The sequence below is a fragment of the Hoeflea phototrophica DFL-43 genome (assembly GCF_000154705.2).
In the GTDB taxonomy this organism is placed as follows: domain Bacteria; phylum Pseudomonadota; class Alphaproteobacteria; order Rhizobiales; family Rhizobiaceae; genus Hoeflea; species Hoeflea phototrophica.
The window spans coordinates 3,377,015-3,390,995 of sequence record NZ_CM002917.1; the positions used below are offsets into that span (position 1 = coordinate 3,377,015).

Consider the following 13,981-nt stretch of genomic DNA (forward strand, 5'->3'; position numbering starts at 1 on the left):
GGTTACACCAAAGCCAGTGACATGATAATTCGGCATCCTTTGCTATAATCAGGATCGATGTAAATTGTACCGCCAAATGCGGTCACCGCCTTGCGGCAGAAAGCGAGACCGATCCCGTTCCCCGATACCGCCTTGTGATGCGCGCGTCCGAACAACCTGAACGCGGTATCATGGAGTTCCGGTTTGAGGCCTATCCCGTTATCTTCAACGACGATTTCCAACATGCTCCCAAGTTTGCGCCCCTTGACGGCTACAATCGGGGCAGCCTCACTTCGGAACTTGAGCGAATTTCCAATGAGGTTCAGCATCACCTGCCGCAAAATGGTGTTCGTTGCCAGAACCTTGACGGCAGGCAACTTGACGGAGAGTTCGGCCTGCAGCTCCGACAAATCGGGTTCAAGCTCCTGGGCAACGGCTTTAAGCAGCTCCCTGACGGGAACTGGTTCCAATCTGTCCTGGGAGATTGGATCGGAGCTGAAAGACAACAGATCACGCACCAGCGTTCGCATGGTACCTACGACCTTTTGGATCCGCAAAAGTGTTTCGACCGCCTCCTCAGACATTTCATCAGCATGATCTTCAACAAGAAAATCTGCTAGGAACGTGATTTGTCGAAGCGGTGCCTGCAAGTCATGCGACGCCAGTGACGCAAACTGCTTGAGGGACGAATTCGCGATTTCGAGATTGTTCAGAGCAGTCTGCTCGCTTGTGACATCCACCGATACCACAATCACGCCCTGTCCATGACCGAGCTCCTCGGGCAAAGGATATTTGTCGGTACGAACCCAGCCTTTGTGGCTCTCTATTGCATCAAAACGCTCCAGCAGGCCCCTGATCGGCTCACCGGTCTCGACAACCCTTCGGTCCTCAATCAGGTACCGTTCGAAACTGTCAGGCATCAGCTCCGACGTCGAAACACCCTCGACCTCGTCCACGGGCAAGGAAACGGAATCTGCAGCAGCTTTGTTGAGCCGCAAGATTTTACCTTCCAGATCCTTCAACCAGACGCGAACCGGTATCGTGTCGAGAATGAAGCGCATCTCGGCGCCGCGCCGTTCTAGCTCGACATTGGCGCGTTTGAGCGCCGAAATATCAACAAAGGTGACAACCAGCAATCTCTTGCTTGAGGGCGCTGCTCTGACCATGAACCAATGGTCGAGTCCTTCATACTGATAGTGAATCTCGAACTGCACCGACTCCATGGTTTCCAGCGCACGCTTGTAATGCAGGAAGATACCGGTCTCGAAATTGCCGGGAAATGCCTTGCTGAGACGCTCACCAATCAACTCGTCCCTGCTTCGTCCAGTAATCCCAAGACTGGCCGGATTGGCTTCACGAAAGACAAGATCCTCCACCTGCCCCTCACCGTTCCAAACACCCTCGAACAGCATGATGCCCTCATCGGCGGCATCGAGGATGGCGCTCACCAAACTGGCGCGTTCTGTTGCCGAGCGCTCCAGGTTCTTAAGAGCGGTTATGTCTGTGTGCGCACCAAACATTCTGCGCGGCTTGCCGGTGCTGTCCCGGATGATCAGCCCACGGCAGCGGATCCAAACGGTTGATCCGTCTCGGTGGCGGTAACGAACATCTTGGATGTATGGCTTTCTGGGATCGTCACGATGCTCTTCAAAATTGCGCATGGCTGTAACAAGGTCATCTGGATGAATCGCTTGCTGCCACCAGCGCGGTGAATTCTCCATTTCATGATCTTCGTAGCCAAAAACCTCCTTGAAGCGAGGGCTGAGCCATTCGCTTTCGGGATTTTCAAGATCCCAATACCAAACACCATCCAGCGAACTCTCCTGAAAGAACCTGAACGCATCGGAATCTGAACGGATCAACTCTTGAAATTCCGCTTCGAGATAATGGCCCGTATTCGGAGACGGTGCATTCGCCACCGGTCTCGGCAGGGCAGCCTCCATTATGTCGGCAATGACGGCTGCAGCATCCTGAAGCTGTTTGCGCTCGGCAACATTGATATCGCGCACTTTGCGATCAAGAACACAGACAGATCCTACAGCCGCTCCATCAACAAAAATTGGAGCACCGGCATAAAAGCGAACTGCGGTGTCACCTGCGACAGTGGGAAAATGGGAAAACCGCGGATCACGCGTTGCGTCGGAGACCACGAACACGTTGTCCTGACGGATACAATGATTGCAAAACGCCTCGTCACGGGGCGTTCCGTCCAGCTCGAGACCGATTTTTGCACGAAACCATTGGGAGTTTTCGCCGATGATCGTGACAAGCGCAATTGGAACGTCGATCGACCGTGCCAGCAAAGCGACAATAGGTTGCAACTGAGTGTCAACGGCCGGACCGGTCAGTCCGAGCTCATCCAGTTTCTTCAGCCTCGCAGATTCCAAGCCGACCAATGGCACTTCCGCTCGCCCCCTTAGACCTCCACATATTTGAACTGCGTTTAGCACAGCAATCGACCGTTTGAAATCCGCACACTATTAATTAAGCAGGCAAAATAGAAATTATAATACGAAGGATGTGCTATTTTTAGTATTTTGTGGTATTGCTGATTCGTGGTCAGATCGGACCCGCCAAATCAATGGCAACCGCCCCCGCCAAAATGCATTGTTGCCTCTCCGATCTGCTCACCTGCCTTTCCATGATGGGTAAAGCAGCAGACCACCGCAATGATCGCACCAAAGCGCTGTAATGTGCCGCCCACTTTAACTGGAGACACACTCCGGCATAGAATCAGCATCTCATTTGAGGTTGTCCCGACATGTTTAAGCTTCAAAAATCACAGCTGGATTTGGAAACATTCTCACAGCGCTTGATTTTTGATTGCGCCCACGCTCTATCTTTAAATTGAACACCTGATGCCATGAAGCCACGTCCCATTAAACCAGCCGACGGACCGCTGCCCCAGACAAACGCGAAATCGCCGGTGATCGAAATCAGTTCGGATACAGACTTGAGCTCCAGAAAGCCGAGAAAAAGCGTTGGCAAGATTGCAAATCGGATTGATGGCTACCGCTTGCTCAAAGACCTGGCGCAGGAATACAGTTTCGATGATTTCGCCTTGTTGCGGCTGCCGCAGAGTCTGAAGTCCGCCAACTTTCGCTCGATATTCGATCTTCACTCGCTGTCGGAAATCGAGCTTGAGATGCTGGACCTGGAGGGAGGCTGCAGCGCCGAACCCGTGTTGGAGCATCTGATGCATTGGGCAGTTCCCTATGAGCTGCGGCTAACTTCAAACGATGCGATAGATTTGGCAAAAGGCCTGTTGCGCCACTACGGGATCAATGTCTGTGTGGCATTCAATCTTCCAAGTCTGACATTGACGCGTTACGCAATTGCCTTTTTCGCGCGCAAAGACACACCGGAGAACCGCAACACCGGCGCGCTGATGCTTGATGCGCTTGCCTGCTTCGACAGGCTGAACATGCATTTGCTCAATGCAGACAATTCGGATGAATTCGATGCGCGTGACGCCGCGATTCTTTCACTCACATCCGAGGGATTGACCTCGCAACAGATCGCCGTAGAGCTGAAGATCTCTGAGCACACCGTAAATGCAAATGTGGCCAGCATGATTCGCCGATTGGGGGTTTTGAACCGGCCACAACTGATCGCCACCGCAATCCGCAAAGGCCTGATTGGATAGATGATCAACACGCACTCAATACTCGTAATCGAGGACGACGAGACCGACTACGACATTGTTCGGCGGAATTTTTCCAAGGTGGCAGGTCACGCGTTCGAGATTTTTCATTGCGTGAATGTCGAAGATGCCATCGACCTGCTCAGCAAGAAGAGCATAGATCTTGTGCTGCTCGACAATCATCTCGGCCCCGAGATCGACATACGGGCCAGCCTGCCCCGGTTGCGTAAGGCCGGCTACACCAACCCGATCGGCATTCTCTCGAGCGATGTCGAGAACGAAACGGTCGAACAGTTCGACAGCCTCGGCGGCGATTTCCGCATGTCAAAGGACGAACTCGACCCGAAGGCGATCCAGTTTTTCTTGAACGAGCTTTCAAAATCCGCCTTGCCGAACGACTGCGATGAGGACTATTCCTGACCGTCAGGCCCGGTTCAACGCTGATTTCCAAAGCCTCGCCGCAGGGACTATTCTGTGCTCGCAACACCACGGGAGCGGCCAAACCCCATGCTCGGCATCCACATCCGCGAAACACGCCCGCAGGACATACCGGCCATCCAGGCACTCTACCCGTCGGCCTTCCCGGATGAGGATCTGCTGCCAGTGGTTGGCCAAGTGCTAGAGGGCGTGCCCGGCCTGCTCTCGCTTGGCGCATTTCAGCGCGAAAGCCTCATCGGCCATGTGATCTTCACCCCTTGCGCGAGCGATGCCGACGCGGATGCAGAACTCTCCATGCTGCCCCCCCTTGCCGTGGCGCCTGCAAGCCAGCGCCAAGGCGTCGGCACGGCACTGATCCGCGAGGGCCTGGAACGCATGAAATCAGGCGGCGTCACCCAGGTCTTCGTGCTCGGTGATCCGGGCTACTACGGCCGGAGCGGATTCAAACCGGAAACCAGCATTGCGCCACCCTACCCTTTGCCTGATGAATACCGCGATGCCTGGCAATCGGTCAGCCTCGATGCCGCGCCACTCCCAACCTCCGCAACCCTGACCGTCCCCGCCCCTTGGCGCGATCCGGCACTGTGGGGGCCGTGAAGCGCCAGGCTTGCAAGAGATCTTTGATAAAAGCCGGACCATCGATCTGCCCGTTCAGGCAACCGGATCAGGAGGCGATTTTCATCAGGGGGTGCTTGGCCAGTCCGGCCAGGAAGTCTTTTGCGGGAGACGGCTTGTGCCAGAGGTAGCCCTGGCCGATTTCGCACTTCATTGCGTGCAGCATATCGGCGACCCGCTGGCTTTCGATGCCTTCGGCGACAACCTTCATGCCCAGCCCATGCGCCATGGTCAGGATCGCCCGCACCAGGATCTCTTGCTGCGGATCATCGACAATCCTGCGCACGAAGGACTGGTCGATCTTCAGGCAACTGATCGGAAAGCGCGTGAGATAGCCCAGCGCCGAATAGCCGGTTCCGAAATCATCGATAGCAATCTCGATCCCCAGACCGGCAATCGCATTGAGCGTCTCCATCACCGCCCCATCGTCGGTGATCAGTAGGCTTTCCGTGATCTCGAGCGAGACCCAGCCGGGCTCGCATCCGGTTTCCTCAAGGCTTTGCTGAAGGTTCCTGAGGAACTGGCCATACATCAACTGCCGCGGTGACACATTGACAGCCACCACAAACGGTGTGGTTCGCCCGCTGTTACATTCCACGGCAAAGGCGCAGGCTTCCCTGAGCATCAGATTGCCGATCGGGACGATCTGCCCGGTCTCTTCAGCCAGCGGAATGAAGTCGGTCGGGCTGACCAACCCTGTCTCCGGCCTCTTCCAACGGCAAAGCGCTTCGGCGCCGATGACATCCCCCGACGCCAGATCCACCTTGGCCTGATAATAGGGCAGGAACTCGCCCTGGCGCAGCCCGTCATTGATCATCGCTTCCGTGCTGAAGCGTGTTTCAACCGCCTCACTCATATCCGGCGAATAGGCGCATACGGAATTGCCACCCGAGTTCTTTGCCTGATGCAGTGCCATGTCGGCAAAGCGGACAAGGCACCTTTCATCTGCGGTATCGACGGGACTGATGGCGTGCCCGACACTGATTGCAATTTCGACAGATGTGCCGGCCACATCAATCGGCCCGACAACCTTGTCCCTGATGCGCGCCACAAGACTGGCCAAGCCGCCGGATTTAACCAGATCGGGTATCACGACAAAGAACTCGTCGCCGGATTTCCGGCCAACCACGCCCCGTCGGCCAACCGCCCGCTTCAGCCGGGTGGCAACTGACTTCAGGATCTCGTCACCCGAGATGTCACCGAGCGTGTCATTGATCGTCTTGAAGCGGTCCAGATCGAAAACGATCAATCCGCATTCACGATTGCGGGCGGAGGCGCGCTGCACAACTTTCGACAGCGTCTGGTGCAGCGCCTCCTTGTTGGGCAGGCCGGTAAGCTGGTCGGTGTAGGCCAGTTGCCCCAGCTGATCCTGCAGCTCGCGCCGCTCCGTCTCGAAACGGGCAAGCGTCTCCACCGCGCGGGCCATGTCGCCGATTTCATTGCCAAGACCAGTGTCGCTGACACGAACATCTCTCGTGCCATTGGCCAGTTCGACAATGGTGTTGGTCAAGCGCTCCAGAGGCAGGGTCAGGCTGCGAACGATACACCGGACCACCAGGACAAGGATGACGGCACCCGCCAGAAACAGACCTGCAAATTCAATCAGCCTTGAGAGAAAGGCCTCACGGACATCATCGAGATACACTGCTGACGCGACAACCCAGCCCCAGGGTGCGAAGCTTTGCGACCAGGCCGCCTTGGGATTTTTGGAGGTGGTGACACCGTTCAGCGTCCGCGCGCCGCGATAGTAGGTTATGCCGCCACCTTCAAGCGCGTGTTTGACCATCGACTGGGTGTGAGGCGACGCCCAGGCACTGGTGCCCTCGTCAGCCCTGGTGTTGCTCACAACCCGGACGCCCTGTTCGTTAAACACAAACACCCGTGCGCCGCCATCGAAAATCATCGCACGGATTGCATCGCGGGCACGGTTCTGGGCTTCTGCCTCGCTCAACGCCCCGGCCTTGAACAGCCGATGGTTTTCCTCGGCAATGCTCACGCCGGACTCGACAAGTACGCGCACCTTCTCGATATGACCCTTGTTGATCATGCTATTGAACTTTTGAAGGCTCAATCCACCGACAAGAACCGCAAAAAAACCAACGATCCAGATGGGAACCATTACTTTGCTTTTCAGGTTCCCATTCAGGATGGACATAGAACTCTCCAAGGCGCGATCACTTGCAGATAGTTCTACTATTCTTATTAATTTGAGGTAAATGCTCATAAGTTCAGCTTACGCTATGGAACGCTATGGTTCGTGGCAGACGCAAGCAGTTGGCCAATTGCGGGAATCATCGCATCATCGCCACAAATCCGGGGTGGTATGCGCCCCTAATGCATGTCGCACTCAATTGGATTCAATTGAGTGATAACGTACATGCATCAAATCAAAGTGTTAGAGCGACCTTTATGCGTCCAATTGGACGCACGGCGCTCTAAAGGGAGGCCACGCCATCATGACATCGAAATTCCCCCTCGCCCTGCTGCTTGCAAGCCTTGTTGCCACGCCCGCGATGGCGCAAAGCGTCGCCTGCGGCGGCGATCTCGGTTCGTTTCTCGAAGGGGTGAAGGCGGAAGCCGTTGCCAAGGGCGTCAGCCCCGATGCGGCGCGGCAGGCGCTGCGCAATGCCGCGATCGACCGCAAGGTGCTCTCGCGCGACCGCGCTCAGGGCGTGTTCCGGCAGACATTCCTCGAGTTCTCCAAGCGCTCGGTCAGCGCCAACCGCATGCAGGTTGGCGCCCAGAAGATGACGCAGTTCGCCAAGACCTTCGCCCGCGCGGAGGCCGAATATGGCGTGCCCGCCCCGGTGCTCACCGCCTTCTGGGGACTCGAAACCGATTTTGGCGGCTTTCAGGGCGATTTCAACACCATGAATGCGCTGGTGACGCTCGCCCATGACTGCCGCAGGCCGGAACTGTTCCGGCCGCAATTGATCGCCGCCATCGAGATGGTCGGCCATGGCGACCTCGATCCCGCCCGCACCACCGGTGCCTGGGCAGGCGAGATCGGCCAGGTGCAGATGCTGCCGCGCGACATCATTGAATTTGGCGTCGACGGAGATGGCGACGGTCATGTCGATCTGAAGAAGTCCTCGCCCGACGCAATTCTGACCGCAGCCAAATTCATCAAGTCGCTGGGCTGGAAGGCCGGACAGCCCTGGCTTGCGGAGGTCTCGGTGCCTTCCGGACCATTCCCTTATGAAAAATCCGGCCTGCGTCAGGGCATGAACCTCAATGACTGGACCGCGCTCGGCATCACCTTCCGCAATGGCCAGCCGACATCGGAAAACCTGCCCGCAGAGCTGCTGCTGCCGCAGGGCCGTGGCGGTCCCGCCTTCCTGGCGTTCCCGAACTTCCACATCTACCTCGAATGGAACCAGAGCTTCATCTACACCACATCCGCCGCCTATTTCGCCACACGGCTCGGCGGGGCGGAGCGCTATGACGCCGGCAACCCGGCGCCCGGCCTTGACGACGCGGCGATGAAGCAGCTTCAGACAAAACTGGCCGCGCGCGGCCATGATGTCGGCAAGATCGATGGCATTCTGGGGGCTGGCACCCGCGCGGCAACCCGCGGCGAACAATTGCGCCTCGGCATGCCCGCCGATGGCTGGCCAACGGCGGACCTGCTCAACCGTCTTTAGAAGGCTTTGACGGGGACGTCCCGGAAGCGCCGGCCGCATCCGCGGTGCCGGCCTCCGCATCACCCGAGGTTTCAGGCGCAGCCTCGTCCGCAGCCGTTGCGGCGGCGCTCAACGGCTTGGCTTCGGCACGGCGGGCGCGGCGCTGGTAGAGCGCAAAGCGCAGCGCGCGATAGCGCGCGCGAGCTGACCAGACAACATTTTCCACCCCGTCCAGCTCGCCCTCATAGGCTTGCGCCAGCGCCTCCTTGTAGGACCCGAGACCCTCGGTCGCAAGGTTCTCAACCCGCTCCATCAGGTTGAACCAGACCGGCGAGACCAGCAGCGAGATCGCGGTGACGGCAATCGCCAGCCTGTAGATATCGGAGCCAAAGGCACCCGAGGCGAAACCCGCTGCCGCCAGCACGAAGGAAAACTCCCCGATCTGCGCCATCGAAAGCCCAGCCACCAGCGCCGTCTTCGGGTCCGATCCGGTGATCCTGAGCAGCAGGATGTTGAGCACGGTCTTCAGCGCCACCACCAGCAGCGCCGCCGCCAGCACCAGCCAGATGTTGTCGAGGATGAAATCCAGGTCAATCAGCAGTCCGATCGACAGGAAGAACACCACCAGAAGAATGCTCTGGATCGGTTCGATCACCGGGATGACGCGGCTGCGAAGCGTTGAGTTGCCGACAATGATGCCCGCCAGAAACGCGCCATAGACCGGCGAAAGCCCGGCCAGACCTGAGAGTGCGGCCGCAGAAAAACACATCGCCAGCGACCCGATCGCCAACAGGTCGACATTGTCCTCGATCGCTTCGGCAAAGGGCAGCTTGAGCTTCGGATTGCGCCCAAACCACCACAACAGCCCGCCAAGCAGCGCCACGGCGACGATGACCTTGAACGCGATTGCTCCAAAATCGATACTGTCGCCGCCGAGACTCGAAACCAGGATCAGCATCGGCACCACGGCAATGTCCTGCGCGATCAGCACGCCGATGGCCACACGGCCCGGTTCCGAGCGCAATTCGCCCATCTCGTCGAGCATCTTCATCGCCACCACCGTGCTCGACAGAGCGATGATGAACCCCAGAATGATGGTTTCCGGCAGGCTCGCATCGAGCGCATAGGCAAGCAGCGCCGCCAGTGCCATCGAGGCCACAAGCTGACCGCCCGCCACCAGCACCGCCTGGTTGATGCTGCGCACGAAGGCCTTTACCGACAATTCCATGCCGATGAAGAACAACAGCACCACCACGCCCATCTCGGCCAGAAGCGCGACATTTTCAGATGTCGAGATCACCCCCATCCCGGTGGGGCCGAGCAGCAAGCCGGCCAGGATGAACCCCACCAGCGGAGGTTGCTTGAGACGCATGAAGCCCAGGCCCAGAAGAGCTGCGACCGCAATGGCAACGGCAATCCAGATCAGCGCGTCGCCATGGTGTGCCCCCTGCTCAGCAGCTTGCTCAACCACCTTAGCCACTGCGGTCTCAACCGCTTTGACAGCGACGACGATCTCTTCTTCCATCAATCACTCCTTGCCGACCGAACCTAGTGTGCTTTGCAGCAAAAGGGAAACGGATCAGATGGAGTTAGGGTGCGTAAAAGCCAAAAGGATCAGAGTTTGTCGAACTCGTCCTTGTCGACCGGCATCAGCATCACGGCCGTGGCCATCACCGCAAATCCGAAGGTGGAGCCAAACGACATCAGCAGAATGAACAGGGCCACGATCCGGTTTGAAGAGTTCCAGATCAGGTCGCCGAAGCCGTTGATGTTGAAATACACCACCGCCGCCGCCACGCCCCAGCCGATCAACACCCCGAAGGCGGAGTTTATGAGGACGAAACGGATCAGTTTGGGCATGGAACTTGCTCCTTGGAAGAGGCATCTCCCTCGAACCGCACTAGACCATGGCAACGCGGCCAGACCCACTCTGCAGCGCATATGCAGATCCCGCCATGTGACGGATCAGCACGCCCGCCCCGATGACATGGCTCAATCCGCCATGGTTTCAAGGCTGGCAAAGCCGTCCGGCGCACCCTCACCGCCGAATGGTGTGGTCACCTCGACAAAATCATTGGGATAAAACCCGTTGAACCTGGTCCTGAGCGACAGCGAATAGGCGCCGATATGGCCGATCTCGATCCAGTCGCCGGTGTCCACCGTTTCGGGAAGCCAGAACGGCCGTGACAGGATGTCGACGGAATCGCAGGTTGCGCCGCACACCCGGAACGGCACCACGGTGCCGGCCTTGCCCTTGCGGATCTTCCGCGCCGGATCGGGAATGAACCGCGCCGGCAGGGTGATCTTGCCGGTCCAGCTGTCTGACAGCGACGCCCAGATCCCGTCATTGATGTAGAGCCTGCGCCCTTTTCTAAGAAGTACCCGCACGATCAGCGAAAACGCCCGCGCCACCACCACCCGGCCCGGCTCGGCCACCAGTGGCATGTCGTCAAACGCCCACTCCTTGATGTTGGCCCTGAGGTCCCCCATCAGTTCCTCAAGCGGCGGCATCGGTTTCGCCTTGCGGTTCGGATCATGGCCATAGACCGCAGGGAACCCGCCGCCCACATCAAGCCCCACCAGATTGACGCCTGCCCGGTTGCGCACCCAGTCAGCCGATTTGAGCGCCTGCTCGTAGGAGTCCGGCTCCTCCACCTGGCTGCCGACGTGAAAACACAGCCCCACCTTGAACCCGATCCGGTCGAGCCGCTGCACCAGTTCCACCGCATGTCCGGGCGCAGCACCGAATTTCTTCGACAGCTCGTACATCGCGTGGCCCTTGGTCTGCAGCCGCACGAATATGGTGATCGAGGCCGGGTCCAGGTCAAGCGCACGGACGATACGAAGCACCTTGGCAATCTCGTCCTCATGATCGAGCGACATCACCCGGATGCCATAGGTCTCAAGCGCCAGGCGGATGTCCGACTGCGCCTTGACCGGATGCATGTAGAGCATCTCCGCATCAGGTGACGCAGCACGCACCGCCTCGAATTCGCCCGGCGAGGCCACGTCGAAGATCTTCACCCCCGCCTCAACCAGAGTCTTGAGCACCATGGGCTCGCCATTTGTCTTCACCGCATAGGCGGTTTCGCCGGGGAACAGCTTCATGAACTGGCGCGCATCCTGCTTGAGCACATCCGGTCTGAAGCAGTAGAGCGGCTGATCCGGCCGGAGCGTCAGTACAGCCTCAGTTCCATTGGCGAATCGTTGCATTTTGCTCTCCTGATTGGTTGGCGACAGTATCAACCGCCTGTGCAACCGGCAAACGACAACGCATTGATGGCCGTGCTGATTTCGGGTGGCACCAGCCTTGCGGGTGTGGCAAGCGAGTGCACCTCACAAAAAGGAAGTCAGATGCCCCAGACCACCAATCGTTCCATGGACCTTGCCACCTGGGGGCTGCTGCTCTTGCTGGGTCTGATCTGGGGTGGCTCGTTCTTCTTTGGCCGCATCGCGGTCCAGCACGTGCCACCGATGACCCTGGTGCTGTGTCGCGTCAGCCTTGCAGCGATTGCACTGCATCTGGCGTTCGCCCGCATGCCCGGCTTCTACCAGACCCTTGTCGGCCATTGGCGCGCTCTTTTGACCATGGGACTGATCAACAATGCCATTCCTTTCACCCTGATCTTTGCCGGCCAGACCGAGATCGGATCGGGTCTCGCCTCGATCCTCAACGCCACAACCCCGCTCTGGGCGGTGCTGGTCGCGCAGGTGTTCACCACGGACGAAAAGATCACCGCCGCCAAGCTGATCGGTTGCGCTTTGGGGCTCGCCGGCATGGTCATGCTCATGGGTCCGGCCGCACTCGGCATTGCCGACAGCCCGCTCTGGGCGAAGCTTGCCGTGGTCGGCGCCGCAATCTCCTATGGTTTTGCAGCCTCCTTCGGCAAGCGCTTCAAGGGCATCTCGCCGCGCGTTACCGCCACCGGGCAACTGACCGCCTCTACCCTGATCATGCTGCCACTGGCCTTGATAGTCGACCAGCCATGGGCACTGCCGGTTCCACCGCTCGATGTGATCGCCGCCATACTGGCGCTGGCCTTGGTTTCCACCGCCTTCGCCTATGTCGTGTTCTTCCGGATCCTCAGCGTAGCAGGAGCCACTTCCGCCTCGCTTGTCACGCTGCTGGTGCCGCCCGCCGCCATCCTGCTCGGCATTCTGTTTCTGGGCGAAACCCTATCGCTCACCGAAGCGCTCGGCCTCGGCCTGATCGCACTGGGCCTCTTGTCACTGGACAACCGTCTGGCCATAAAGCGGTAGCGGCCGGCACAGCGCCAGTCACCAGTGGACGGGAAACGGGACTTTGGCAAAAAACCAGATGATGAGCCTGGCGGCACTTGTCGCTGCGCGTGACGCGGGCAAGGCGACGCCAGACCTGATGGTGGCCTTGTGCCGTGACGCCATTGCCCGCGAGGACGGGGCCGTCAAGGCCTTCGCCCATGTGGCGGAAGATCCCGTGATCACATCAAGCGGACCGCTCGCAGGCATTGCCATCGGCGTCAAGGACATCTTCGACAGCTTTGATCAGCCGACCGCCTATGGCTCCCTGGCCTACGCCGCACACCAGCCCGCCGTTGACGCGGCGATCATTGATATGGCGCGCCGCCGCGGCGCAACCATCATCGGCAAGACCGCGACCACCGAATTTGCCTTCTTTCACCCCGCAGAAACGGTCAATCCGCACAATCCCGCCCACACCCCTGGCGGTTCGTCGTCGGGCTCTGCGGCGGCGATTGCCGCAGGCATGATCCCCGCCGCCATCGGCACCCAGACCGGCGGCTCCGTCGTCAGGCCGGCAAGCTTCTGCGGTGTTGCCGGCTACAAGCCGAGTTTCCGGCTGCTGCCGGCCACCGGCATGAAACATTTCGCACCTTCGCTCGACACCGTTGGCCTGTTTGCCGCAAGCGTGAGCGATGTCGCACTCCTTGCAGAACTCCTGACCGGCCGTGACCTGAGCGCGGCATCGGTGGACCCCGCAAAAATCCGGATCGGCCTTTACCGCTGCAGCGAACTCGAAACCGCTGACCCCGAAATGCGCGACGCTCTCGATAGGGCCGCCGACAACGCCGCAGAAGCGGGTTTCGATGTGGGCGAGATCGCCGAACCGGAGGCCATGGCACAGGCCAGGCAAGCGCATTCGATCATTCAGGATCATGAGGCAGGACTCGTCTGCGGCCCGGATCTGGCAAGGTTCCGCGACCAGATGAGCCCACGCCTGATCGAGGCCATCGAACGCGGCCAGGCAATTGCGCCCGCAACCTATGACGAGGCGCGCCGGCACGCCAAACGAGGACGCGCCGCTGCACGGCTGCTGTTTGGCGAAGTCGATATTCTGCTGACGCCCTCCGCCCCTGGCGCCGCTCCGTCAGGACTTGAAACCACGGGTGATCCCCGCTTCAACAAGCTCTGGACGTTGATGGGCACTCCGGCGCTCAACATTCCGGGTTTCACGGCCGCAAACGGCCTGCCTCTGGGCATTCAGGCGGTCGCGCGGTTTGGCCAGGACAAGGCCTTGCTCTCCACCGCAGCAAGGCTGGAAACACTGTTCTGAGCCTGAGGCAAGCGTTCCCGGTTGCTGTCCTGCTTCGCTTGAAATCAGGCCGAACAAGGGCAAATCCGAGAGGTGCATCAGCGCGTCCAAACACGGAATAGCTGTATTTGACAGTTTCTTAACAGTTTTTGA

General features: G+C 59.0%; 11 protein-coding genes. 6 read left to right on the forward strand and 5 right to left on the reverse strand.

Annotation, left to right across the window (positions count from 1 at the left end; all coding sequences use genetic code 11):
- Positions 1-2: 2 nt before the first annotated feature.
- Positions 3-2,375: a PAS domain-containing protein gene (locus HPDFL43_RS21455; RefSeq protein ID WP_007198415.1), complete on the reverse strand. Its 2,373-nt coding sequence runs from the start codon at positions 2,373-2,375 to the stop codon at positions 3-5.
- Between the two features lie 557 nt (positions 2,376-2,932).
- Between HPDFL43_RS21455 and HPDFL43_RS21460 the strand changes: the two genes are divergently transcribed.
- The 3 genes from HPDFL43_RS21460 (at position 2,933) to HPDFL43_RS15965 (ending at position 4,657) form a co-directional block, all read left to right on the forward strand.
- Positions 2,933-3,625 (forward strand): helix-turn-helix transcriptional regulator, encoded by a 693-nt coding sequence (locus HPDFL43_RS21460; RefSeq protein WP_169743259.1) that lies wholly within the window; start codon positions 2,933-2,935, stop codon positions 3,623-3,625.
- Positions 3,626-4,042 carry a response regulator gene (locus HPDFL43_RS15960; RefSeq protein ID WP_007198418.1) on the forward strand — a complete coding sequence of 139 codons (417 nt, stop codon included), beginning with the start codon at positions 3,626-3,628 and terminating at the stop codon, positions 4,040-4,042.
- An 87-nt stretch (positions 4,043-4,129) separates the two neighbouring features.
- The gene (locus HPDFL43_RS15965; RefSeq protein WP_007198419.1) at positions 4,130-4,657 is read left to right on the forward strand and encodes a GNAT family N-acetyltransferase; all 528 of its coding nucleotides are present in this window, start codon (positions 4,130-4,132) and stop codon (positions 4,655-4,657) included.
- A 67-nt stretch (positions 4,658-4,724) separates the two neighbouring features.
- Here the strand turns inward: HPDFL43_RS15965 and HPDFL43_RS15970 are convergent, their stop codons facing one another.
- Positions 4,725-6,722 carry an EAL domain-containing protein gene (locus HPDFL43_RS15970; RefSeq protein WP_210165605.1) on the reverse strand — a complete coding sequence of 666 codons (1,998 nt, stop codon included), beginning with the start codon at positions 6,720-6,722 and terminating at the stop codon, positions 4,725-4,727.
- A 409-nt stretch (positions 6,723-7,131) separates the two neighbouring features.
- Here HPDFL43_RS15970 and HPDFL43_RS15975 point away from each other — a divergent pair, with 409 nt between their 5' ends.
- A complete protein-coding gene (locus HPDFL43_RS15975) occupies positions 7,132-8,319 on the forward strand; it encodes a lytic murein transglycosylase (RefSeq protein WP_007198421.1) in 1,188 nt (395 codons plus the stop codon).
- Here HPDFL43_RS15975 and HPDFL43_RS15980 read toward each other — a convergent pair.
- From HPDFL43_RS15980 to HPDFL43_RS15990, 3 genes are all read right to left on the reverse strand, one after another.
- Positions 8,306-9,823 (reverse strand): cation:proton antiporter, encoded by a 1,518-nt coding sequence (locus tag HPDFL43_RS15980; protein WP_007198422.1) that lies wholly within the window; start codon positions 9,821-9,823, stop codon positions 8,306-8,308. The two genes, HPDFL43_RS15975 and HPDFL43_RS15980, sit on opposite strands and share 14 nt — an antisense overlap.
- An 89-nt stretch (positions 9,824-9,912) precedes the next feature.
- The gene (locus HPDFL43_RS15985) at positions 9,913-10,158 is read right to left on the reverse strand and encodes a hypothetical protein (protein ID WP_007198423.1); all 246 of its coding nucleotides are present in this window, start codon (positions 10,156-10,158) and stop codon (positions 9,913-9,915) included.
- Positions 10,159-10,290: 132 nt separating this feature from the next.
- Positions 10,291-11,511: an alanine racemase gene (locus tag HPDFL43_RS15990; RefSeq protein ID WP_040450364.1), complete on the reverse strand. Its 1,221-nt coding sequence runs from the start codon at positions 11,509-11,511 to the stop codon at positions 10,291-10,293.
- A gap of 141 nt (positions 11,512-11,652) precedes the next feature.
- Here HPDFL43_RS15990 and HPDFL43_RS15995 point away from each other — a divergent pair, with 141 nt between their 5' ends.
- Together HPDFL43_RS15995 and HPDFL43_RS16000 are read left to right on the forward strand one after the other, a co-directional pair.
- A complete protein-coding gene (locus HPDFL43_RS15995) occupies positions 11,653-12,558 on the forward strand; it encodes a DMT family transporter (RefSeq protein ID WP_245271055.1) in 906 nt (301 codons plus the stop codon).
- Between the two features lie 43 nt (positions 12,559-12,601).
- Entirely contained in the window at positions 12,602-13,849 is a 1,248-nt protein-coding gene (locus tag HPDFL43_RS16000; protein WP_245271056.1) for an amidase, read from the forward strand.
- Positions 13,850-13,981: the final 132 nt, after the last annotated feature.